The 23,792-nt window shown below is 38.2% G+C and carries 21 protein-coding genes; 11 read left to right on the forward strand and 10 right to left on the reverse strand.

The features are described 5' to 3' along the window. Positions 1-86: 86 nt before the first annotated feature. Entirely contained in the window at positions 87-416 is a 330-nt protein-coding gene (locus tag B494_RS0105030; RefSeq protein ID WP_017471281.1) for a winged helix-turn-helix transcriptional regulator, read from the forward strand. Here the strand turns inward: B494_RS0105030 and B494_RS0105035 are convergent. Continuing rightward, positions 413-2,146, reverse strand: a complete 1,734-nt coding sequence (locus B494_RS0105035) for an IS1182 family transposase (protein WP_017471282.1) — start codon at positions 2,144-2,146, stop codon at positions 413-415. The two genes, B494_RS0105030 and B494_RS0105035, sit on opposite strands and share 4 nt — an antisense overlap. Positions 2,147-2,728: 582 nt before the next feature. Here B494_RS0105035 and licT point away from each other — a divergent pair. Both licT and B494_RS0105045 read left to right on the forward strand, forming a co-directional pair. Then, complete coding sequence (gene licT, locus B494_RS0105040; RefSeq protein WP_017471283.1) at positions 2,729-3,568, forward strand: BglG family transcription antiterminator LicT; 840 nt, start codon at positions 2,729-2,731, stop codon at positions 3,566-3,568. 124 nt (positions 3,569-3,692) lie between these two features. Continuing rightward, a complete protein-coding gene (locus tag B494_RS0105045) occupies positions 3,693-5,597 on the forward strand; it encodes a beta-glucoside-specific PTS transporter subunit IIABC (RefSeq protein ID WP_017471284.1) in 1,905 nt (634 codons plus the stop codon). Between the two features lie 87 nt (positions 5,598-5,684). On the opposite strand, the gene B494_RS0105050 is transcribed toward B494_RS0105045, so the two are convergent. The 4 genes from B494_RS0105050 to B494_RS0105065 are packed head-to-tail and all read right to left on the reverse strand — an operon-like array spanning position 5,685 to position 9,336. Continuing rightward, the gene (locus tag B494_RS0105050) at positions 5,685-6,872 is read right to left on the reverse strand and encodes a methyl-accepting chemotaxis protein (protein WP_017471285.1); all 1,188 of its coding nucleotides are present in this window, start codon (positions 6,870-6,872) and stop codon (positions 5,685-5,687) included. A gap of 22 nt (positions 6,873-6,894) precedes the next feature. Then, positions 6,895-7,272: a hypothetical protein gene (locus B494_RS0105055; RefSeq protein ID WP_017471286.1), complete on the reverse strand. Its 378-nt coding sequence runs from the start codon at positions 7,270-7,272 to the stop codon at positions 6,895-6,897. A gap of 12 nt (positions 7,273-7,284) precedes the next feature. Next, positions 7,285-7,662: a carboxymuconolactone decarboxylase family protein gene (locus B494_RS0105060; protein ID WP_017471287.1), complete on the reverse strand. Its 378-nt coding sequence runs from the start codon at positions 7,660-7,662 to the stop codon at positions 7,285-7,287. 18 nt (positions 7,663-7,680) lie between these two features. Beyond that, positions 7,681-9,336: a thiamine pyrophosphate-binding protein gene (locus B494_RS0105065; RefSeq protein ID WP_017471288.1), complete on the reverse strand. Its 1,656-nt coding sequence runs from the start codon at positions 9,334-9,336 to the stop codon at positions 7,681-7,683. A 659-nt stretch (positions 9,337-9,995) separates the two neighbouring features. Between B494_RS0105065 and ahpC the strand changes: the two genes are divergently transcribed. The 3 genes from ahpC to B494_RS0105080 all read left to right on the forward strand — a co-directional run bounded on the left by ahpC (position 9,996) and on the right by B494_RS0105080 (position 13,633). Then, complete coding sequence (gene ahpC, locus B494_RS0105070; protein WP_017471289.1) at positions 9,996-10,562, forward strand: alkyl hydroperoxide reductase subunit C; 567 nt, start codon at positions 9,996-9,998, stop codon at positions 10,560-10,562. 11 nt (positions 10,563-10,573) lie between these two features. Continuing rightward, on the forward strand, positions 10,574-12,103 hold the full coding sequence (gene ahpF, locus B494_RS0105075) for an alkyl hydroperoxide reductase subunit F (RefSeq protein WP_026065155.1): 1,530 nt from the start codon (positions 10,574-10,576) through the stop codon (positions 12,101-12,103). A 549-nt stretch (positions 12,104-12,652) separates the two neighbouring features. Then, a complete protein-coding gene (locus B494_RS0105080; RefSeq protein ID WP_017471291.1) occupies positions 12,653-13,633 on the forward strand; it encodes a CobW family GTP-binding protein in 981 nt (326 codons plus the stop codon). 135 nt (positions 13,634-13,768) lie between these two features. Here the strand turns inward: B494_RS0105080 and B494_RS0105085 are convergent, their stop codons facing one another. Beyond that, positions 13,769-14,707 (reverse strand): SDR family oxidoreductase, encoded by a 939-nt coding sequence (locus B494_RS0105085; RefSeq protein ID WP_017471292.1) that lies wholly within the window; start codon positions 14,705-14,707, stop codon positions 13,769-13,771. Positions 14,708-15,017: 310 nt separating this feature from the next. Between B494_RS0105085 and B494_RS21140 the strand changes: the two genes are divergently transcribed. Continuing rightward, a complete protein-coding gene (locus B494_RS21140; protein WP_017471293.1) occupies positions 15,018-15,188 on the forward strand; it encodes a hypothetical protein in 171 nt (56 codons plus the stop codon). 374 nt (positions 15,189-15,562) lie between these two features. Continuing rightward, positions 15,563-16,246 carry a DUF421 domain-containing protein gene (locus tag B494_RS0105095; RefSeq protein WP_017471294.1) on the forward strand — a complete coding sequence of 228 codons (684 nt, stop codon included), beginning with the start codon at positions 15,563-15,565 and terminating at the stop codon, positions 16,244-16,246. A gap of 60 nt (positions 16,247-16,306) precedes the next feature. On the opposite strand, the gene B494_RS0105100 is transcribed toward B494_RS0105095, so the two are convergent. Then, a complete protein-coding gene (locus B494_RS0105100; RefSeq protein WP_017471295.1) occupies positions 16,307-17,077 on the reverse strand; it encodes a YibE/F family protein in 771 nt (256 codons plus the stop codon). Beyond that, entirely contained in the window at positions 17,074-18,198 is a 1,125-nt protein-coding gene (locus tag B494_RS0105105) for a YibE/F family protein (protein WP_017471296.1), read from the reverse strand. Before B494_RS0105105 ends, B494_RS0105100 begins: the two co-directional genes overlap by 4 nt. Positions 18,199-18,342: 144 nt before the next feature. Here B494_RS0105105 and B494_RS0105110 point away from each other — a divergent pair, with 144 nt between their 5' ends. Next, complete coding sequence (locus B494_RS0105110; protein ID WP_017471297.1) at positions 18,343-18,777, forward strand: OsmC family protein; 435 nt, start codon at positions 18,343-18,345, stop codon at positions 18,775-18,777. Between the two features lie 119 nt (positions 18,778-18,896). Here B494_RS0105110 and B494_RS0105115 read toward each other — a convergent pair whose 3' ends face one another. Together B494_RS0105115 and B494_RS0105120 are read right to left on the reverse strand one after the other, a co-directional pair. Further along, positions 18,897-20,078: a M20 metallopeptidase family protein gene (locus B494_RS0105115; protein WP_017471298.1), complete on the reverse strand. Its 1,182-nt coding sequence runs from the start codon at positions 20,076-20,078 to the stop codon at positions 18,897-18,899. Between the two features lie 513 nt (positions 20,079-20,591). Continuing rightward, positions 20,592-22,046: a glycoside hydrolase family 1 protein gene (locus B494_RS0105120; protein ID WP_017471299.1), complete on the reverse strand. Its 1,455-nt coding sequence runs from the start codon at positions 22,044-22,046 to the stop codon at positions 20,592-20,594. A 218-nt stretch (positions 22,047-22,264) separates the two neighbouring features. Between B494_RS0105120 and B494_RS0105125 the strand changes: the two genes are divergently transcribed. After that, positions 22,265-22,984 (forward strand): MurR/RpiR family transcriptional regulator, encoded by a 720-nt coding sequence (locus B494_RS0105125; RefSeq protein ID WP_017471300.1) that lies wholly within the window; start codon positions 22,265-22,267, stop codon positions 22,982-22,984. A gap of 36 nt (positions 22,985-23,020) precedes the next feature. After that, on the forward strand, positions 23,021-23,728 hold the full coding sequence (locus B494_RS18990; RefSeq protein ID WP_017471301.1) for an HAD family hydrolase: 708 nt from the start codon (positions 23,021-23,023) through the stop codon (positions 23,726-23,728). The last annotated feature ends 64 nt before the right edge of the window (positions 23,729-23,792 follow it).

Here is a 23,792-nt window from a genome sequence, read left to right on the forward strand (position 1 = left end):
CTTCTATATTATTACCACTATTAGTAATGAAGCAAGAAGGCCTTTTTGGTGCGTTACTAACAAAAGAATAGATAAGGATGAAGATAATGAGTCAAGTTAATACACACCCAATTGCAGTTACCATGGATGTCGTTTGTGGAAAATGGAAAGCACAAATTCTTTTTCAATTGCTAGACGGTAAAATGCGGTATAACCAATTACAACGGACGGTAACTGGGATTAGCAAAAAAATGCTTACACAACAATTACGTGAGTTAGAAAAAGATTTACTTATTAAAAGAGTGGACTATGCCGAAACGCCACCTAAAGTAGAGTACTCACTAACCAGATACGGTAGAAATTTAGAAGCAACATTACGGTTTATGGCTAAGTGGGGAAAGGAACACAAGGAGATAATGGAAAAAAGCGGAGCCTAATTTTCGCCAAGCATCCGTGATTTTGGGACAAAAATAAATGTCTTAATATAATGAGGCTGGGACATAACTAGCCTAAAATGAAAGAAAAAGCATTTGATCACCGATTCTTGGTGATCAAATGCTTTTTTGTCCTTGCCTTTTGAATTGTTTGGGGATTGGCTGTTGTCCGAGGCAGTGTATTTCCTCAAATTCACTGCCATGAACGCGAAGCCCATTTCATTTTTCACCTTTTCGTTTCCTCTTACGGAGAATCGGGTGAACGCCAAATTAGCCTTCAAGAATCCGAAGACTGGCTCTACATCAATCTTTCGCTTGCCGTAGATTTCACCCGTTTTCTCTTCTGAAAGCTTTTCTCGAATATAGGCTTTTTGGTTCTCCCATGTTTCATTAATATACAGTCTCCGGTTATTTCCTTCTTTCGCTTTTGTACACCGGTCACGCAGTGGGCAGCCAGAACAATCTTCACATTCATAGGTTTTGAAATGACGTATGAATCCATATCTATCTTTTCTTGTTGAAGGATGACAGAACGAGAGCGTGCGATCGTTCGGACAAGTAAATGTATCTGTTTCCTCATCATATGCCCAATTGGCTGTATTCAAAGGGTTATTCTTAACCTTCTTTTTCTTCTCTTTCCGATATTGGTTGTAGGTGATCAAAGGGGAGCGATCTCTATTATTCACGACATCCATGTAATTCTGTTCACTGCCATAGCCGGCATCCGCTACAATATATTCGGGAAGATCGAAAAAGTCTTTTTCGATTGTATCCAGGAAAGGAATGAAGGTGCGTGTATCCGTCGGATTTGGAAAAATATCATAAGCAAGCGCATACTGGCCTTCGGTTGCCAGTTGCACATTGTAGCCGGCCTTAAGCTGTCCATTTTTCATATGGTCGTCTTTCATGCGCATAAAGGTGGCGTCATGGTCCGTCTTAGAATAGCTGTTTCGGCCGTCAAAAATCTCCATATCCACACGGTATTTCTCTTTGCGTTGTAAAAAATTTTGGAACTGTTTGCGATACTGCTTTGGTTCCTTGCGCTCCGAGCGTAACTCTTTTCGTACAGCAGCATCCTCACTTGCTTCAATTTTCTCATCATATGCCTGGACTGTTTCATCCAGGTTTTCAATAATGCTGGATAGCTCTTGTTCAGAAAGTGCGTCCCAACTTTCCCTTTCTAGCTCTGGGATAATCTCTTTTTCCAGAAGCTCTTCGTACATACGATTCGACCGTTCCACCAAACTGGCACTGTATCCTTCGACCGACTTTTTCCAGACGAATGTGTACTTGTTCGCGTTCGCCTCAAGTTTTGTTCCGTCTATAAAAATGGCTTCTTCCTCAATTTGTTTCTCCTCAACCAGTTTACAGCGGAACTGTACAAAGCACTGACGCAACAGTTCATTCACCTCAGGATGAACCCGGAAACGATTGATCGTACGATAGCTTGGCTCATAACCCTGGGCCAGCCACATCATACGCACACTGTCCTTCAGTAGCCCTTCTATCTTTCTTCCGGAGAACACAGACTGGGTATAGGCACACAGAATAATCTTCAACATCATGCGTGGATGGTACGCTGGGCAGCCTGTTGCACGCAAAAAGCCTGCGAAGGCTTCTTCAGGAATCGACTCCGTGAGCTCATTCACAGCGTAAGCAATATCATTTTCCTGCAATTTCATCTCCATATCGAGCGGTAAAACAACCTGATTTATGTTATAATCTTTAAACATAGGGAGACCTCCTTTGGATTAGGTTGTGGTGACTTTAATTCTAACAGAAGGTTTCCCTATTTTCCTGTCTAAAACATCAAAAAAAACGGATCTGAAGGAGATTTCTTCAGAATCCGTTTTTTTCTTTTAGTGGGTTTTGTCCGACTAATTTACCTGTATATACCACACGTTCTATAGCAATTGAAATAGAGGAGACTCTTGCGGGAATAGCACGAGTCCGAAGATCCACTTTAGAAGCGGGTTTTGCTTCTAAAGTTAGCTGAGGCCGTGCCCGCAGAAAGCGAGTCTATTTCACATTGCAATGACTTTTTGAAAGAACCCTTCGTGTTTTAGACAATCATTTTTGTTTCGTCCCAGCCTCGATATGTTCGATCAGCTTTCGCACGTAAAAGCCCTTACCTTCAGTCCTATTTAATACTTCACGTTTAATATAAAGAACAATGGGGTTGACATTAAATATACCATATGATCTAATAAGTATTAAAGTCAAGGTTGTTACCAATAATGTGGGCTATACTTGATTTCTATAACATATGATTTAAATTAGCTAGCTGATTCAGTCTCACTAAGGAGATAGCATTTGTGAAAGTAAAAAAGGTGATTAACAATAACATTGTCAAATCTGTTGATAGCGCAAACAATGAAGTGTTGGTCATGGGAAGAGGGATTGGCTTTAAGAAGCAGATTGGCGATCCTATCGATGAAGACGCTGTTGAAAAGGTATACACAAGTAATAAAGATACAACTACTAATAAATTGACGCAACTGCTTGCTAATGTTGAGTTAGAACACTTACAAGTTGCCAATGAAATCATTAGCTTTGCTAAAGTATCTTTAGGAAAGAAATTGAGTGAAAGTATTTACCTTACCCTTACTGACCATATTGATTATGCTATCGAACGTCATAAAAAAGCTTTACCGATTAAAAATGCGCTATTGTGGGAAATTAAGCGCTTTTATAATCATGAATTTTTAATTGGGAAAGAAGCTTTAGTCATTATCAAAAATAAATTAGGTATTTCTTTACCTGAGGATGAAGCCGGTTTCATCGCGTTACACATTGTTAATGCAGAATTAGATATGTCTAAAGTTAGCGAAGTATCTGAGATGACTCAGGTTATTCAGAATATCCTAAACATCATTAAATACTACTATAAAATGGATTTAGACGAGTACTCATTGAATTATGAACGCTTTATTACCCATTTAAAATTCTTTGTCCATCGCTTATATAGCGGTGTAGAGCTTGAAGAAAATAAGGATGCTGGATTTCTATTCATGCTTAAAGAACGTTATAATGCAGAGTATTTATGTGCATTAAAAGTTCGCGATTATATTATTAAAGAATTTGGTCGCGACTTAAAAGAAGATGAAATGATTTACCTAACCATTCACATTAGACGAATTACAAATAGTAAATAAATATATATAGGATTGTTACTGGTTAAGCAGGCTATACCTAGATAAATTCCTTACTCAATCTCAATTGAGTCCAAGGGATCTATTTAGGTATTTTTTTTGCAATCCTTAGAGGAGGAAATGTAAGATGAGTTACAATGATTTAGCTAAAACGATATTAGATAACATTGGTAGCGAGCAAAACGTCTCTAGTTTAGGGCATTGCGCCACCCGTTTACGATTCAACCTAAAAAATGATACAGTTGCCAATACCGATAAATTAAAGAATACAGCCGGAATTATGGGTGTGGTATCTAAAGGCGGCCAATACCAAATTATTATTGGTAGTGACGTCAGCAGTGTATACAAAGAAATTATTAATGAAGCCCCCTCACTGGGAAGTCATGCGGATCAAGATGACAATAAAGATGACCGCTCTGCATTAGCTAAGGTAATTGATACGATTACTGGAATTTTTACACCGATATTACCAGCGATTACAGCGGCAGGGATGTTAAAAGCCGTGCTATCTTTGTTAGTCGTTTTTAACGTGGTTAATGATGAAAGTCAAACCTACCAAGTCGTTGACTTTATGGCAGATGCTGCTTTTTATTTCTTACCTATTTTATTGGCCGCTTCATCTGCACAAAAATTTAAAACAAATGCTTATCTCGCTATGATGGTTGGTGGAATTTTGTTACACCCTAACTTTGTCGCCATGGTTCAAGCATTAGAAGGAACAGAGGGGATTAGCGTATTTGGCTTACCTGTTACACCGGTCACTTACTCTTCTTCTGTTATTCCCATTATATTAGCCGTCTGGTTTATGTCTTATATAGAACCTATTGCTGACCGTGTATCACCAAAGGCGATTAAGTTCTTTAGTAAACCTTTAATTACGATTGCCATAGTAGGAACAGTTTCAATTGTTGTTATTGGGCCGCTTGGGCACTTTATTAGTGATGGTATTTCTGCTGGGATTACAACGCTTGAAAATGTTAGCCCTTGGTTAGTCCCTACATTATTAGGTGCATTTTCGCCACTTTTCGTTGCTACAGGTACACATTATGGACTTGTTCCGATTGGCATTAACAACCGTATGGTATCGGGTTACGATACGGTTATTTATCCCGGCATGCTAGCATCAAACGTCGGACAAGGTGCTGCTGCTTTAGCTGTTGGCTTCAAGAGTAAAGATTCAACGATCAAACAATTAGCTTCATCAGCTGGTTTAACAGGGATCTTTGGTATTACTGAGCCGGCTTTATACGGTGTTAATTTACGTTTTAAAACTCCCCTGTACGCTGCAATGATTGGTGGCGGTATCGGTGGGCTATTTATGGGTATTTTCAGAGTCCGTAACTTCGCGGGTGGAGCACCAGGTCTATTAACTTTACCTAGTTATATTGGTGATGATACATTAAGCTATTTTACTTTCGCTGCAATTGGCGCTGTTATCAGTATCATCATTGCTTTTATCGTTTCTTATATTCTTTATAAAGATCCAAACCCTGAGGAAGATGCATTGGTAGCTGATAGAGAAGAAGTTAAATCTGATATTGGTGAAGCAACACTTGAGCCAACAAGTAACAAAGTTTCTGAAGACGTTATTCTTGCGCCAATAAAAGGGGAAGTTGTCTCACTATCCGCAGTAGAAGATGGTATGTTTTCAGAGGAGATTTTAGGAAAAGGCGTTGCAATAAAACCCGCCGAAGGGGTCGTTGTCTCACCAATCTCTGGAACAGTATCTGCAATCTTCGACTCCAAACATGCGATTGGCTTAACGGCGGATAATGGACTTGAACTCCTTATCCATGTAGGTATTGATACGGTTCAATTAGAAGGGGAAGGTTACCAATATTTCATTGAGCAAGGACAGCACGTTGAAACCGGAGACCAACTGATGACTTTTGATTTAGAGGGAATTGCTAGTAAAGGCTTCCAAATGATAACACCTGTTGTGATTACCAATTCAACAGATTATGGTGATATCATTAGCCTAAATGCATCACAAGTAGACACAGGTGCAGAAATTATTAAAGTTATCCGATAAAAAAACAGGAAGAAGCGTTAGTGAAATGCTTCTTCCTGTTTCTATTATAACTTTGATATCATAAACTTTAGTTACTGAAGATATCATCTACTGAATGTGTTTGTTTAAATCACTCGCCACACCAGATAAAATATTAGCAGAACTAGAAATTTCCTGCATCGATGCATTCAATTGCTCAATAACAGCAACGATATTCTCAATGTTTCCATTAGAATCATTAACTGTATTCGATACCGTTTCGATAGATTTGTGAACTTGATTCATATTTGTTGTCACATCAGTAATCGCTGTGTTCAAATCTTGCACAAATTCATCCACTTCATCAACGTTCATTGCAATATCTTGGAACACCTGTTTAACATCATCATTTAACGATACACCACTCTTAATCGAGTTTGCACTCTCAGTAATGACATCGATAACTTGTGACGTACCAGCTTGTATCTCTTGAATAAGAACTTGTGTCTTGCTCGTTGCACCATTTGTTTGTTCCGCTAGCTTACGAACTTCATCAGCAACGACAGAAAAGCCTTTACCATGCTCTCCTGCACGAGCAGCTTCAATTGCTGCATTCAAGGCAAGTAAATTGGTTTGATTAGAAATATCTGTTATTAATGAAAGAATATCATTAACTTGGTCTGTCTTCTGATCCAGTTGATGTACGACCTCAATCGATTCTTTAACTTGATTTCCAATTAAATCCATTTGATTCGTGATTTTTTCAACAGCTTGATCGCCGTTTTTCGTTTTATCAATCGCTTGATGTGATGTTTCTGAAACAAATTTAATACTTTCCCCTATCTCTTGTAGACTGAAAAATATTTGACCTGATGTTTGATTAATGTCATGAATTTCATTCGCCTGTGCATCTGCTCCAGCAGCCATATCTTGCATCGTTGAAGATATTTCATTAACCGCATGACTCGTTTCACTCGTTGTTGACATCAGCTGCGCTGAAATAGAATCTGCTTGCCCAGCTAGGTCTTTTATCCCTTCATCTGCCGTCTGACTCTCAATAGGGGCCACTGTTTCTCGTTCTGATGATAGCATGGATTTGGCCATCTCACGAGCATAAACAAATGAGCCAAACATTACAATTGCAATCACCGCGATAACCGTCAACCAATAAATCCAACTTGTTAAACTAAAAACAAATAAACTGTTGATTAGTGTTAACACTATAATCGGCACAAGTACAGCTATAAAAGCAATCGATACTACCTTTATCATAAAGCCATGATCTTCTGTCAATAAATCTTTTTTCTTTACATTCATAATTATATTCGCCCCAATTTTATTATAGAGTCATATCTGGAACACCTAAGAATTTTAACGCGTCATCTAAACTAGTAAAGGCTTTTACCGTATCATGTGTACCAGCACCTCTTGATAGTCGATTTAACTGCATTTTTAATGTCACATTGGGAGCTACGGTAGCATTCTTCTCGACATGCTTAGCTATATCTTGCATAAGCTGTCCCCAAACTTGATTGACTTCTGGTGTTGCAACGGCTTGAATCGTACTATTGTCGTTTAAGAATTTTGTAATATGGGGCTTCTGTAAAGCTTGTCTCACCACATCAGCTTGTTGCTTTGCTTCTTCTACTGTCGTAGCCATTTCATTATATTTAAAATAGAACACATCTTTATACTCTTTCGTTTCGAATTTTGCCATTTTATTTTCCTCCTAGTTTGTTGTTTCGTCTTGTGAAAGTACATCTTTAAAAATATGTAGCGCATGAATTGATTTTGGAAAACCAGCATAGGCACTACAATGATTGATAACCTCTAATATTTGCTCCTGCTTTAAACCAACATTTAATGCTGCGCGAAAATGATAGGATAAACCTCTCCCAGGATCACCTTGAGTAATCAATGAAGACAAGGTGACAAGTGCGCGTTGCTTCAAATCAAGCTGATCATCTGCATAAACATCTCCATAACCAAACTCTAACGCCAGTTTGGCCAACCGAGGGGAAAATTCTTCTACTGCCTTCATCGAATCAATACCCGATTTCCCAGCTAATTCTTCGATTTTTTTCCATCCCATTTCCCGTTTATCCATTATCTCACCCTCTTTTGATTAACTTCGTTTTAACGTTGGGGGGACTTCATCTTGCCAGGTTAGTACTTCAATGACTGTTGGACCTTGGGCCGATAACCCTTGTTCTACTGCTATTGTTAGATCATCTAGTGTCTTACAACGTGTACTATTTGCACCTAAAGACGCCGCAAATTGGGTTGCATCAATACCAGAAGCATATTCAACACCGATTGATTTACCCCCAGTCATTCGTTTCATTCCCTTGTCAACCATGTCAAGCATACCGTTATTTAGAACAATAAATATCACATTTGCGTCTTGATCAACAGCCGTCGATAATTCCATGCCGTGCATCATTAGACAGCCATCACCAACCAAGCATACAATCGGATCATGTGGCTTTGCTACTTTAGCACCAATGGCAAGACCCAATCCATGCCCCATAGCACCAAAAACATCATCAAAATAGAACGTGCCATGTTTTAAAATATCAAAGTACTTGATTCCATAAAACGTATGACTACCATCATCACCAAATACAATCGTTTCAGATGGCAAAAGATCTCTTAGTTTCAACATAACAGAGGCTGTCGATAATCGTCCTGAGCGTTCAAAATTATTTTTGACCGTATCTCTTAGCTTCTGTTCATCCAACCAACATTGCGTTAAATCACGTTCTGCCACCTCTTGTTCAGGTTGAAAATGCCTATTTAACTGCAAGAGATTTTCTCGCGCATCACCTTTAACAAACAAAGTCTTTACTGGTAGGTTTTTACCAATAAAGGTAGGGTCCGTATCAAAGTGAATAATCGATTCAGGGTATAAAGCTTCACTTAATCCAGCCGTTGACATATCAGAAAGCTTTGACCCAATGACAATCATGACATCGACACCGTCTTTAAGATAAGCTTCCGAGGCTGTTGTTCCACCTAATCCAAAACTACCTATAGATAGCGGATGATTAGTAAGGAAAGCACCCTTCCCTCCAGGTGTTGTCATAACAGGAATTTGCCATGTTTCTGCAAATTTCTGAACAGGATGATAAGCATTTGCAATATGGACACCTTTCCCTAGTAATAAAAGTGGACGTTTGGCTTCAATTAATTTGTCTTTAACAAGACTTAAATGTCCAGAAATTGTGATATCATCAATCTCCCAATTAGGTAACTCAATACCTGAAACTTCAGCCATTAATACATCCATCGGAATCGATAAATGAACTGGACCTTTATCACCGGTTAAAGCATGCTGCAACGCATGTTGCAAATAGCTCTTTAACAACTTAACATCGTCTATTCTGGCACTAAATTTGGTAAGCGGCTTAAATAACTGAACTAAATCCGTTCCAAAAAAACTTGAATCTTGTCCTAATGCTTTCCCTTCATCTTGTAAAGGCGGGTGACCGGTAATAAACAATACAGGTGCATGAAAGGCTTTTGCTTGTCCAGCAGCAGTTAGTAAATTCGTTCCACCTGGACCTGATGTCCCTACAGCTACACCTAATGTACGATTTTGCATGGCATATCCAGTGGCCATAAAGCCAGCTCCACCTTCGTGACGGGCCAAGACAAAATCTAAGCCTTGTTGTTCAATTGCACTAATCAATGGAACAAGTGGTTTTCCTGGGATACCAAAAACTTTCTCACAGCCTTGCTGTTGTACAGCTTTAACAATGTATGTTGCCAAATTTGCCATACTTTTCACCTCCTTTTAGATAAATACTTTTAGATGTTCTACAACTAAAGTCACATAGAAATATAGAGCTTCTAAAATAGATACTCCCTTTATATCGACAATTATCGGCAAATATATCTATTAATTGAATATTTTTTAAAAAATATAACAAAAGACCCATTTCTTTTTAACTTTACAGATGTCATGCAAAAATGAGAATTTAGGTTATACTTTTTACTTTTATATCCTACTTTTATAATGATTTTGCCTTTCCCCCCACACACTGCTCATCAAATAGGTATAAATAACCACGCCAGGGTAACTACCTTACATTTTACGTTTTTGGCAAATACCTTACCTTTTGTCACAAAACATATGTATCAATGCTTAATTTTGTCGACAGTTATCAAATAAATTAATTTAAACGATAATAAAAAGAAAAACTTCCCATCAGTTATTCACTAAAATTGTTTACATGTATATTTAAACAAATCTGTTATACACTATTGAAACAACAGACTTTTTCATTACTATTCATTTCTAATCATAATCCTTGACAAATAAAATAGATACTTTATAATAACTTATATCGAATTAGAATTATTATCGTTAATCATTTGATCAGTTTAGTTATGATTAACAATAAATTCTATTAAAAAATTTAAGGAGGACGACAGTTTATGTCTCTTATTGGAACAGAAGTACAACCATTCTCAGCACAAGCATTTCAAGCAGGTAAAGATTTCTTTGAAGTAACAGAAGAAAATTTTAAAGGTAAATGGAGTGTGGTTTGTTTTTATCCAGCAGACTTTTCATTCGTTTGCCCAACTGAATTAGAAGATCTACAAAAAGAATATGATGAACTTAAAAAATTAGATGTTGAAGTATATGGTGTATCTACAGATACGCATTTTGTACACAAAGCATGGCACGAGCATTCAACAGCTGTAGGTTCAATTGAATATATTATGATTGGTGACCCATCTCAAACGATTTCTCGTAACTTTGATGTTTTAGATGAAGAAAGTGGATTGGCTGATCGTGGTACATTTTTAATTGATCCAGATGGTGTTATTCAAACCGTTGAGATTAATGCAGGTGGTATCGGTCGTGATGCAAGTACAATTATTAATAAAGTAAAAGCAGCTCAATATGTACGCAAGAACCCAGGTGAAGTTTGTCCTGCAAAATGGGAAGAAGGACAAGAAACACTTAAGCCTAGCCTAGATATCGTCGGCAAAATTTAAGGAGCTTGATAATTATGTTGGATCAAGAGATTAAACAACAACTTAAACAATATATGGAGCTCTTGGAAAGTGATATTGTTATTAAGGTAAGTCTTGGTGACGATAAATTTTCTACAGAAACAAAAGAGCTTGTGGATGAAATTTCATCTATGTCTTCAATGATCACCGTTGAAGAGACTAAATTGGAGCGTACACCAAGCTTCAGTATTAGTCGTAAAGGCGAGGAAACCGGCGTTACTTTCGCCGGTGTTCCCCTTGGTCATGAGTTCACTTCACTTGTTATGGCTCTCCTTCAAGTAAGTGGCCGTGCACCTAAAATTGAAGACAACCAAATTGAACAAATTAAAGCCATTGAAGGCGAATATCACTTTACAACTTATGTTAGTTTGTCTTGTCACAACTGTCCTGATGTTGTTCAGGCTTTAAACATTATGAGTGTATTAAATCCTAACATCACCCATACAATGGTTGATGGTGCGGCATTTAAAGATGAAGTTGAAAGCAAAAACATCATGGCCGTTCCATCCGTTTATCTAAATGGGGAATTCATGGAATCAGGACGTATGACACTTGATGACATCTTAGCTAAAGTAGGCTCCGGCCCTGATGCAAGTGTAATCAGTGAAAAAGATCCATTTGATGTGCTTGTTGTCGGTGGTGGCCCCGGCGGTGCCAGTGCAGCAATCTATGCAGCGCGTAAAGGGATTCGCACAGGTCTAGTAGCAGACCGCTTTGGTGGGCAAGTGATGGATACATTAGGAATTGAGAACTTCATTAGTACTTCTTATACTGAAGGACCTAAATTAATGGCAAGTGTAGAAGGACATGTCAATGACTATGACGTTGATGTCATGAAGAGCTTGCAAGCTACAAAACTCGAAAAGAAAGACTTATTTGAAGTTGAGCTTGATAATGGGGCTACCCTACAAAGTAAATCTGTTATTATTTCTACAGGTGCTCGCTGGCGAAATATCGGTGTTCCAGGCGAAGCAGAGTTCAAAAATAAAGGTGTCGCTTACTGTCCCCACTGTGACGGCCCATTGTTTGAGGGGAAAGAAGTCGCTGTTATTGGCGGAGGTAACTCTGGTGTAGAAGCAGCTATTGATTTAGCTGGTATCGTGAAGCATGTAACCGTACTTGAGTTCTTGCCAGAGTTAAAAGCTGATGCAGTCTTACAAGAACGTCTTCATAGCCTACCTAACGTCACGGTTATATTGAACGCTCAGACTACAGAAATTACAGGTGATGAGACGGTTAATGGGATCACTTATGTAGATCGTGATACAAATGACGAGATTCATATTGAGCTTGCTGGTGTCTTCGTTCAAATCGGTCTCGTTCCTAACACTGATTGGCTAGGCGATACCGTCGAACGTAATCGTATGGGTGAAATTGTAATTGATAAGCATGGTCAAACAAGCTTACCAGGTGTATTTGCTGCAGGCGACTGTACAGATACCCCGTATAAGCAAATTATTGTATCAATGGGATCTGGTGCGACAGCTTCACTCGGTGCATTTGATTACCTGATCAGAAATTAACGATTTAGAAAAATAAGCCAACGCACCTCCAGACGTTAGAGTCAAAAACTAACGCCTGGGGGTGTTTTTTGGTTCTGCGTCAAATGACGTTGGTAAGTCCTAGTAGTCAACTAAATTATCATGTGTTCGAGGCCGGGACGAAACAAAAACGGTTGTCTAAAACACGAACGGTTCTATCAAAAAATCATTGCAATGTGAAATAGTATTTCCTCTGCGGTTCAAGCATCATTCTGTCATCATTTAACGATGTTGAAATGAAGATCAAACGATCACTTGAAACATAGAATTGAAAAATGACGTTAGTGCGTTTTTTTAATCACCAACGTCATTTATTTTACAACCTGTTTTTTAAGCTTTTTCTGTTTGCAGATTGTTACCCCCCATTTCAGAAACGTTAAAACCCAAGGCATATCAAGATTCAACACATACGCTAATTAGAAAATATAAATCGTGATATAAAACCCTTACACCCCACGCACGATTTGCAAAACGAAGTCAAAAATAGTATAGTTAAATCGTAATAATTACTATTTAAGAAGGGGTGTAAGCATGTTACCAAAAGATATGCAAATTCCCGTAACCATATTGACGGGTTATCTAGGTGCAGGTAAAACAACGTTGTTAAATAGAATTCTTGCAGAAAAACACAATCAAAAAGTAGCGGTCATTGTAAATGAATATGGTGAAGTAGGAATTGACAATCAACTTGTTATTAATTCTGATGAAGAGATTATTGAAATGAATAATGGTTGTATCTGCTGTACAGTTAGAGGTGATTTAGTTAAAATACTTCGTACGTTAATTATGGCTAAAGATAACAATCACGTTCATTTTGATCGTGTGGTAATTGAGACGACTGGCTTAGCAGACCCAGCTCCCGTTGCACAAACCTTTTTAATGGATCAAGATTTGACTGCCCAATTTATGATTGATAGTATTGTCACTGTTGTTGATGGCAAGCATATTTCTCGCCATTTAGATGAGAAAGATGAAGCTCAAGAGCAAATAGCCTTTGCCGATATCATTCTTTTAAATAAGTTAGATTTACTGCAAAAGCATGAACGACTTGAATTGCAGCAACGAATAAACATGATTAATCCAACTGCAAAGTGGTTATTTGCAAAACATTGCGCTATAGCAATCGATGACATATTAAATGTCCAATCCTTTAATTTGGACGACAAGCTACGAATTCACCCTCAATTATTAGAAGATCATCATCACCATCATAATGACCACATTAAATCAATAGCCTTTGTTGAAGAACAACCACTTAACCTATTAAAAGTAGATCGTTGGATGAGTTGGCTAATTCAAGAAAAAGGTGAAGACCTTTTAAGGTACAAAGGCATTTTAAATATTGATGGTGTTGAAGAACGTGTCATCTTCCAAGGCATACATATGCTATTTGCGGGAAGAACAGATCGCAAGTGGAGAGTTGAAGAGCCAAGGGTGAGTAAATTTGTCCTGATTGGCAAAAACCTTGATGAAGAAATGTTAACAAAACAATTTAAGCAATGTTTAGCTTAAAAGATCAATTTCAAGGATGACCGGTGAATTCTTCAAGTTTAATGCCTTAACAACAAAACATAACCATTACAGCAGGTGAAAACATATTTTTGAAAGTATCCATAGCCCTTCTATTTAGGCCATGGATACTTGTTTTTATGAGGATGTGCGTTCGCCACCATTAGGATGTAAGGTTTGCCCCGTCATAAATCTAGAATCATCTGAAGCTAAGAAAACATAAGAAGGTGCAAGTTCAAATGGTTGTGCCATTCTTTGCATTGGGTTTTGTGATCCAAAAATGGCGACATCGTCTGCTGGAAAACTAGCTGGAATTAACGGTGTCCAAATACGCCCAGGTGCTACTGCATTGACACGGATTCCCTCTTCGATAAGATTCATTGCAAGCGCACGTGTAAAACCAATATTAGCTGCTTTAGTGGCTGTATAATCAATCATTTGTGCTTCACCCGCGTATGCAACAATAGAAGCGGTGTTAATAATTGAACTACCTGCCTTTAAATGTGGAAGGGCTGCACGCGTTGTATAAAATGGAGAATAAACGTTCACTTTAAGGGTATCATCGAACTGTTCATCGGTAATATTTAATAAACCAGGTTGGCGAAACTGAATACCAACATGATTAACCAAAATATCTAGCCCGCCAAATGTAGCCACAGTATCTTCCACTATGCGTTCACTCTGTGCTTTTTTTCTTAAATCGCCTGGCAACAATAAACACTTTTGTCCCCGTTCTTCGACCTCCCTTTTTGTGCGGTTCGCATCTTCATGCTCATCTAAGTAGGCTATCGCTACATTTGCTCCTTCTTTTGCAAATGCAATGGCCACCGCTGCGCCAATTCCGCTATCTCCACCGGTAATAAGTGCTACTTTTCCTTTTAACTTACCACTGCCAATGTAGTTTGGGTTGTCTATAATTGGCTTGGGTTCCATTAATTTTTCCACACCTGGTTGACGAAGTTGTCTCTGTTCAGGCGCACTTAGTGGTATATCTTCGTATTTTGTTATTGTTCCGAAATATGGATAAATAGGATAGGCTTGTTGTCTTTCTTTTTCGTCATTGTCCTTCTGATACATTAGGCATCCTCCTTATTTTTATCACTATGCTAAATTATGTTTGTACGTAAAAAAGGTGCCTATTGATTGATATCAAACAGCTTTCACGTTTCCAGCAGATCAACAACATAGATCATAGAACAAAATAATACAGGTTGCATAACTTATAATTAAACGAACCTTCAATCAGTGGGCAGCTTCGTTCTTCACCGCTGATCAATCGTTGAGTGAATCAGAACATTAGCCTCTGTTAGCTCCCGCTTAAACAGATTCATTCTATGGCGGGCGTTTGACGGAGGGTTATCTGTGATAAATAAAGGAGGAAATGAACGTGAACCCTTATCAATACTCTGGTGTTCAGCTATTGTTACTCGATCAGTCGGATCAAACCGTCCAAATGAGGTATAATGATAATCCCTATACATGGCCAATGCGTTTAATCGGCCAACGACCACCCTATTATACAAATCCGCGCTACACTCAAACATTTCCAATTATTTAGTAAAGATAAAACGAACCTTCAATCAGTGGGCATATTCACTCTTCTCCCACTGATTGGTCGTTGAGTCAATCAGGACATTAGCGTCCACTTAAACAGATTCATTTTGCTCTCTATTTTGTGATCAGCGTTTTACGAACGCTTATCTGTCATAAATCTCACCTGCGCGTCTAAATCGAAAATCCATATCCAAAGTCAACGCTTATATTTACTATGAGGTTTACCCTTATGCTATCTTAGTTGCACCTGAAAATTCAGATGAGAAAGTTGAGTTATTTAAAAATACAGCTACCATTTTTAAAATCTACACTTTTACTCGAATGAAGGTGAGGGTGTTCGGTTAAGCTAATTTAAAATGAACGCAAAGGATGAAAGAGATGACAGTAATCAGTGAGATTGGTTTAGTAATTGGACGAATATTAACAATAATCCCTTTACTATTAGCAGTTGTTTTATTTATGGGAAAACGCGCCATTGGTCAATTGCCCGTTTTTGACTTTATTATTATTATTGTGCTGGGTTCTGTCGTTGGTGCAGACATCGCTGACCCCGATATTGACCACCTACCTACTGCTGTTGCTGTCTTGGCTATTGCAGGCTTTCAGCGTCTTATTGCTAATAGGAAATTGGCTAACAGGAAACTAAATCAGTTACTTACCTTTGAACCAACTGTTATCATCCATGAGGGGAAATTTATTTATCCACACGTAAAACGCATTAAATACACAATTGATAATATTCTTCAGATGCTCCGAGAAAAAGATATATTTGATATTGGAGAAGTCGAAACCGCGATTATTGAACCTAATGGTAATTTAAGCGTTCTGAAAAAAAAAGGCGGACAAGCCAGCGAAGCCTATCCGATTATTATGGATGGTGTTATTGAACGTGATATTTTGAAGTTTGTAAAAGTAGATGAAAAATGGGTATTAGACCAACTGACGAGGCTAGGCATTACAGATCTTGGGTCCGTCTTTTTCGCTTCGATCAATATTAATCACGAATTACATATCTCACTAAAAAATCAAGTGCAACCTCAAGTACCTCCCATTAAGTATTAATATACTCACCTTAGTTTAATAGGCTAGTTGAGTTGCCAACTAGCAGTCAAATCTACTGACTTAACTTTTATCAACGGGTGATTTTTTCACTAATACATAGGATGTAATCGCAGCAGTTACCGGAATAATAAGTGCAACACCAATACCTGCACACAAAATAGTAATCATTTCAGCACTAAAGACTTTTGAATTGATAATTTGACCAAAACTATAAGACAAATCCTTATAACGCACAAGCAATGCTAAATAACCACCAAAAAAAGCAAAAAATAATGTATTTGCACTCGTGCCTAATAAATCCTTACCAATGCGCATTCCTGCATGAAACAAGGCACTCATACTAATCGTTGGATGGTGACGGTGAATCTCAAACATAGGCGAACTAATTGAAATCGCTTCATCTGTTACCGCTCCAATTGTGCTCATAATCACAACTGACGTTGCCACCTGTAAAAAGTCAATGCCTAAATAGAAGGAGTAAATCGTTAAACCTTCGACCTCTTCATCACCAAACCCTTGTACCATGACCCGATCGGTGACAAATTGAATAAATAATAGCAAAAGAACCGTTGTTATAATGGTAGAAACAAAAGCTGTTTTTGTTTTGACATTTGATTCATTAATAAAGAATAATGTAACAGCACTAATTAATGCACAAGCAATAGCCGTTAAAATAACGGGACTCGCATTTGAATCCGTCATAATTAATATGGTTACTAACAGTACTAAGAAGTTAATAAACAAAGCTACAAAAGAACGGACTCCTTTTTTGCCACCAACTAGTGTCATTAAAAAAAACAAAATAGCTGTTAAAATGACTAATGCATTCATACACTCGCTCGCTTTCGATTAATAAAAAAGATCGTCGTATATAACCCAATTGGAATAGTTAAAACAATACCAATACCGCCCGCCAAGGCTCTTGTCAACTCTAGTGATAAGTTTAGTGATAATGTAAATCCTAGCGGTGCTCCATTCATAAAATAAACTAACAAGGTAGGGATCGTTCCACTAACATAAGCAAAAAACAAAATATTTGTCATCGTTCCCATAATATCTTTTCCTATCTCAATTCCTGATTGCTTTAGATCATGATCAGAAATCTGATGATTTTTATCATAAAGACTAAATAGTGATGAGGAAATGGTGACCGCGACATCCATGACAGCTCCAAGCGCACCAACTAAAATACCCGCCATAAATACAGCTTCAGGTGGTCGCGTTAGAAATTCCATCTCTTCAAACCGCAAACCCTCCGCATTAGTCATTGCCAAAACCAACATTGTAATAAAAAGCAAAGAAAATGTTCCTATTAAAGTTGCTATAATCGCTGCATAGGTTTGGTGTGTAAGCCCACTAACCAACACTAATGATAAAGCGGTCATAGCGATCACTGCTAGACTCATAATAAACAATAGTGTTACATCATTTGTAGCAATATACACATCTAGAGCTAGGCTGATCAAAACCGCATTAACGACTAAACTAATCACAGCAAATAATCCTTGACGCCGACCAACAGCTATCAAAACCAGCATAAAAAACCAACCGACTAGCAACAAATAATGATCGCGTTTAGCATCGATAATACTACCCGTCAAGTCATCTCCCTCTTGCACTTGATCTATTGTAACAAACACGTCATCCCCCACTTGAAATTCTGGGTGATAAACACGAGATTGACTAAATTCATTCTCCAAATAAACGCGCTCACCTTTTTGTAGACTATTTTTCAACTTGCCCTCAATTGCTTGCGTATAGATAATATCGATATGCCCTTGCCCGTCGGTGACTTCTTGTTCGTCAATGATCGTCACTTTAGTAACTTCAACAATGGGATCTTGGTAAAAAGCGTGATTGTGATAAACAAAATAAATCGAACTAACCAATACAGTACTTAATATAAACAAGAATACAAGTCGCTTTCGCGGTATTTTTTTTATCATATTCATAAGAAAACCCTCCGCTTTTCCCAAATAACCAAGTTCATCTTAACATATTTTCAGCAAAGCTAGAAAAAATTTCAGCTCTGACGACTTAAAATTTTGATTTTAAACAACAAAATATTTAAACTTAACCGAAAGGAGTGAAGCGAAGTGCAAAACAACATTCGAACAATTCAAGCAAACAGCATGCGAACGAAAGCTTACCAAAATCAACATAAGCTACGAAATTTCAATTTTATGATTGATATCCCTCGTGCTTTAGGGGGTGAAAACAAAGCAGCTACGTCAACCGAATATTTGCTCGGTTCATTAAACGGTTGTCTGATGATCGTTATCGAAATGGTAGCCAAAGAACGCCAACTGACGATCCAGTCGCTTGCTATTCATTCAGAAGCGACGAGTGATCGCCGTGGCATGCTAGGAACAGCAAACGTACAACCCTACTTCCTCACTATTGACCTTTATATTACATTGACGGTTAAGGAAGATATAGATATTGAAAAATTTATCGAGATGTCACTCTCACGTTGCCCAACTTATAATTTGATTTACGATAGTCGAACTAAAATTAATATCCATATCTGATATCTGAGCCATATTCGTTCATTTTTCTTCGCTTAGGATTAATTTTGTACTTCGGAACAAGTAACAAGAAGCAAAAACTCACATGAGATTATGTGAGTCTTCACTTCTTAACTTGAGCTTTATTCAAATAAATAGTGCTTTGTTATGGCCAAGAATGCTTCTTGAATCACAGTTAGGGCGCGTTCATCAAAGTCAAACAGTGGATGATGATGAGGATATCCTGTAGCCTCATTACTTTTCGAACCCACTCTAAAGTATGTGCCAGGCTTTTCTAATAAAAAGTAGGAAAAGTCTTCTGCCCCCATCATCGGTTCAAACGCGACAACCCGCTCACTTGAAAAGTAATCTTTAAAAACATCGGTGACTTGCTCTGTCGTTTGCCTGTCATTGTTTAACGCCGGGTAACCATTTAAATAATCAATGCTTATATCAGCTTGATAAGCTGAACCAATACCAGCCACCATCAAGCGAATCTGCTGTTCAATCATCGTTCGTACAGTTTGATCAAAGCTACGCACGGTCCCTTCAAGTATTGCTTGGTCAGGAATGACATTAAAGGCATGGCCAGCTTGAAAAACACCTATAGTGACTACGGCTGATTGCAATGGATCTACACGCCGACTAACAATTTTTTGCAAGCCATTAACCACATCACTACCAATCACTATTGGGTCATTAGAATCTTGAGGCCGGGCGCCATGCCCCCCCTTCCCTTTAATCGTCATCTTAAATTTATCAACAGCAGCCATTTTATAACCCGGACCAATGGCTAGCTGGCCAACTGGCAAATCTGACGCCAAATGGGCAGCGAATACATAATCGACATCTTTTAAAAAATTATGTTCTAGCATCGCCTTTGCCCCGCCTGGCGGTGTCTCTTCTGCCGGCTGAAAAATAAAAACAACTTCTCCTTTTAATTGGTTCTTATAATTTGTTAGTGCTTTAGCTAACCCTAATAATGCAGCAGTATGGCCGTCGTGGCCGCAAGCATGCATCACACCTTTAACTTTCGATCGGTAAGCCACTTGTTTTTCATCTTCAATAGGTAAGGCATCAAAATCCGCACGAAATGCAATGGTTGTGCCAGGTTGATGACCAACTAACCTTGCAACCATACCATAACCCCCGATACCCGCTTGCACTTCTAATCCAAAACCTTGCAACTTCTCTTCAATAAATGCTGCTGTTTCTTTCTCGTGAAAAGATAGTTCAGGATGCTTGTGTAAATACCGACGCCACTCCATTACTTCAGCTTCCTGCTCTCTAATCTCCAAAGCAATTGCAGCTTCAATTCCCGTCATGACTTGCTCCCCCTTCACAGAAATAATCCGATTGAATCGATAGGATTAATACGTATCATACTTGATTTATAATATGCTTGCAATGCTTATTTACAAAAAAATAAACTTAATCATATGTCGCTAGTAATCTGAGAATTTCGCTCGAATCCAGTACCCGTTCGCTCGGATTTCAAGAATTTCGCTCGAATCCAGTACCCGGTCGCTCGTATTTCAAGAATTTCGCTCGAATCCAGTACCCGGTCGCTCGTATTTCAAGAATTTCGCTCGTATCCTACACCCGTTCGCTCGTATTTCAGAATTTCGCTCGAATCCAGCACTCGTTCGCTCGTATTTCGAGAATTTCGCTCGAATCCAGCACCCGTTCGCTCGAATTTTAAGAATTTCGCTCGAATCCAGTACCCGTTCGCTCGTATTTCAAGAATTTCGCTCGAATCCAGTACCCGTTCGCTCGAATGGACACGCTCAATATACAAAATGAAAAACCTCATCCCTGACTAAGGATGAGGCTCTTCACTATGTTAAGTCTGCTCCATTTGTTTCAATGACTTTCTTATACCAATCAAATGATTTTTTCTTCTTACGCTCTAGTGTTCCATTACCATAATCATCTTGGTCGACGTAAATAAAACCATAACGTTTGGACATTTCTGACGTACTGGCCGAAATCAAATCAATACATCCCCAACTGGTGTAGCCCATCACATCAACACCGTCTTCGATTGCATGACCCATCTGCTCAATGTGAGCGCGGAGGTAATCTATACGATAGTCATCATTTATTGATCCATCTTCCTCAACAGTATCGTAGGCACCAAGCCCATTTTCCACTATAAATAAAGGCACTTGATAGCGATCATACATTTTTTTCAATGTTATCCGTAGCCCTTTAGGATCAATTTGCCAACCCCAATCTGAAGCCTCTAAATAAGGGTTTTTCACGCCACTAAAGAAATTCCCTTTCTCTTTTTTCTTCTCAGGTGATCCACTTGCCACCATTGACATGTAATAACTAAATGATAGAAAGTCAACAGGATGGGCTGCTAATATCTCTTGATCTCCTGGTTGCATCTCAATGTTAATGTTATTCTTTTTAAAATAATCTAACATAAAGTTCGGATATGCACCCCGGACTTGAACATCAGTGAAGAATAAGTTCTTTTGATCTTCTTCTAGCGCTGCCAATACATCATCTGGGTGACAGGTTTCCGGATACACTTCCATACGCGCAAGCATACAACCGATCTTCGCTTCTGGTATAACCTGGTGACAAGCTTTCACCGCAAGTGCACTTGCAACAAATTGATGGTGCAACGCTTGATAAATACTTTGTTCTCGATTCGTTAGTCGTTCTACTAACATACCACTACCAATGTATGGAGAAAGTGTAGAAATATTAATTTCATTAAATGTTAACCAAAGTTTAACTTTATCTTTATAACGATTAAAAAGGGTCTCTGCATAACGAACAAAGAAGTCAACTAGGCGACGGTCTTCCCAGCCATTATATTTTTGTACAAGGTTAAGTGGCATTTCATAATGTGAAATGGTCACTAATGGCTCTATATCGTGTTTCAACAATTCATCAAACACTTTATCATAAAAGGCTAAACCCGCTTCGTTAGGTTCAGCATCATCACCGTTAGGAAAAATACGTGGCCACGAAATCGACAATCGGTATGTTTTAAAACCCATCTCAGCAAACAATGCAATATCTTCTTTATAGCGATGATAGAAATCAACACCACGACGTTTGGGGAAGTTATCACCCTTTTCACCTGCTAATAAAGAGGCCAACTCTGCTTCACTTTTTATATCCATTTCAATAGCGCCACGCTCTTCTTTCGGAACAAATGTAACCATATCAAAAATAGAAAGGCCTTTACCATCCTTATCAAAAGCACCTTCTACCTGGTTAGCCGCTGTAGCGCCTCCCCATAGGAATTCTTTTGGAAAACGACTTTTTGTCATCAAATATACCTCCTCATTTTATGCTTACATGTTGTACATATTTAAGACGTTGTACTTCTAGGATATAAGGCGTCACCTAGTTTGTATAGTGGTGTTGCATAATCTGTTCCATATCACATCATTCGTCACTTGTAACAAATTTGTAACGCTGTGTTTTAAAACGTTTGTATGTTATAATCAAGCTATCAATTTGACGTGATAGAAGTGAGGAGAATCCTTTGTTTTCCAGTGAAATAATTGCATCATTCAATGATTTAGAAATATCCATTTACAATTACATTTGTCAAAACAGCGAAAAGGTCGCTTACATGCGGATTAGAGAACTCGCCAATGCCACACATGTGTCAACAGCTACGATTCTTCGATTTTGTCGAAAATTAAATTGTGAAGGGTATTCCGAGTTCAAAGCTAAGTTGAAAATGGAATTAAAAAAGGACAAAAAAACATCAATTAAAAGTAGTCAGCACGCCATGCTAGAATTTTTCGAACGAACCTTAAACACCGATCGAGATCAACAAATAACTGAAGCAGCTAAACTCATTTCGCAAGCGGATAATGTCATTTTTATTGGTAACGGAAGTTCTGGCATCCTCGCTGAATATGGTGCCCGTTACTTTTCAGGGCTAGGCAAATTTTCAACCTATATTAAAGATTTTTCATATCCGATTCATTCGAAACTTAGACAAAATAGTGTCACGATTGCCTTGTCCGTCTCAGGCGAAAATATGTTTACATTGTCGCAATTAAATCAACTAAAGCAAGAGGGAAGTCAAGTGATCAGCATTACAAACAACAAACTCTCTACCCTTGCCAAGATTTCAAACATTAATATCTCTTATTATATTACTGAAGAATTTTATCAGGCAACGAACATCACCACACAAGTGCCAGTTGTTTTTATCATTGAATCGATCGCAAGGGAAATTCACCAATTATGACATTTTTATGCTAAGTAGAAGGAGTAAACGGAGCAGATGAAAACACTTATTTTCGATGTAGACGACACATTGTACGATCAATTATTACCTTTTGAACATGCAGTTAATGAAACATTACATATCAATTCAGACAAACATTTCATTCACGAACTCTATTTAGCGAGTCGCAAATATAGTGATCAAGTCTTTGAACAAGAACAGCGCGGTGAATGGTCAACACTGGATCTTCAGATTTATCGAATTCAGCAGGCTTGTCTCGATTTTGATATTCAGATAACAACTAAGCAAGCGATAACCTTTCAGAAAAACTATTTAAAACATCAAAGGCAAATCACCTTATTCCCTGAAATCAAGCAATTACTCGATCACTTAAGTCATCAAAATGTGCAATTAGGCGTACTGACAAATGGGAATGCTGATCATCAAGCGATGAAAATTGAACAGCTTAATCTTAAACGGTGGATCGACCATGACCATTTTTTTATATCAGGCGCTATTGGCATGGCTAAACCAAACCCCGACATTTTTAAATATGTCGAGCAACATTTAAAACACAAACCTACTAAACGTTGGTATATCGGTGACTCATATGAAAACGATGTACATGGTGCTAAACGAGCAGGGTGGCAAGTGGCCTGGTTTAATCATCGAAATCGTCACATTCCAAATTCCACACATATACCTACGGTTACATTCAAAGATCCGAACGCGATTTTCGATTTCTTTTCCAACCACTCATATTAACGATACTTAAGGCAGTATGTCATACACGTACTGTTTTTTCTTTCCTATATGCTCCCATGTTTAT

The organism is Amphibacillus jilinensis Y1 (assembly GCF_000306965.1).
Lineage (GTDB): Bacteria > Bacillota > Bacilli > Bacillales > Amphibacillaceae > Amphibacillus_C > Amphibacillus_C jilinensis.

Excerpts from the sequence above, each read along its gene's own strand:
- B494_RS0105030 (WP_017471281.1), top strand. The coding sequence starts at position 87 with ATGAGTCAAGTTAATACACACCCAATTGCAGTTACCATGGATGTCGTT.
- B494_RS0105035 (WP_017471282.1), bottom strand. The coding sequence starts at position 2,146 with ATGTTTAAAGATTATAACATAAATCAGGTTGTTTTACCGCTCGATATG.
- B494_RS0105045 (WP_017471284.1), top strand. The coding sequence starts at position 3,693 with ATGAGTTACAATGATTTAGCTAAAACGATATTAGATAACATTGGTAGC.
- B494_RS0105050 (WP_017471285.1), bottom strand. The coding sequence starts at position 6,872 with ATGAATGTAAAGAAAAAAGATTTATTGACAGAAGATCATGGCTTTATG.
- B494_RS0105055 (WP_017471286.1), bottom strand. The coding sequence starts at position 7,272 with ATGGCAAAATTCGAAACGAAAGAGTATAAAGATGTGTTCTATTTTAAA.
- B494_RS0105060 (WP_017471287.1), bottom strand. The coding sequence starts at position 7,662 with ATGGATAAACGGGAAATGGGATGGAAAAAAATCGAAGAATTAGCTGGG.
- B494_RS0105065 (WP_017471288.1), bottom strand. The coding sequence starts at position 9,336 with ATGGCAAATTTGGCAACATACATTGTTAAAGCTGTACAACAGCAAGGC.
- ahpC (WP_017471289.1), top strand. The coding sequence starts at position 9,996 with ATGTCTCTTATTGGAACAGAAGTACAACCATTCTCAGCACAAGCATTT.
- B494_RS0105080 (WP_017471291.1), top strand. The coding sequence starts at position 12,653 with ATGTTACCAAAAGATATGCAAATTCCCGTAACCATATTGACGGGTTAT.
- B494_RS0105085 (WP_017471292.1), bottom strand. The coding sequence starts at position 14,707 with ATGTATCAGAAGGACAATGACGAAAAAGAAAGACAACAAGCCTATCCT.
- B494_RS0105095 (WP_017471294.1), top strand. The coding sequence starts at position 15,563 with ATGACAGTAATCAGTGAGATTGGTTTAGTAATTGGACGAATATTAACA.
- B494_RS0105100 (WP_017471295.1), bottom strand. The coding sequence starts at position 17,077 with ATGAATGCATTAGTCATTTTAACAGCTATTTTGTTTTTTTTAATGACA.
- B494_RS0105105 (WP_017471296.1), bottom strand. The coding sequence starts at position 18,198 with ATGAATATGATAAAAAAAATACCGCGAAAGCGACTTGTATTCTTGTTT.
- B494_RS0105115 (WP_017471298.1), bottom strand. The coding sequence starts at position 20,078 with ATGACGGGAATTGAAGCTGCAATTGCTTTGGAGATTAGAGAGCAGGAA.
- B494_RS0105120 (WP_017471299.1), bottom strand. The coding sequence starts at position 22,046 with ATGACAAAAAGTCGTTTTCCAAAAGAATTCCTATGGGGAGGCGCTACA.
- B494_RS18990 (WP_017471301.1), top strand. The coding sequence starts at position 23,021 with ATGAAAACACTTATTTTCGATGTAGACGACACATTGTACGATCAATTA.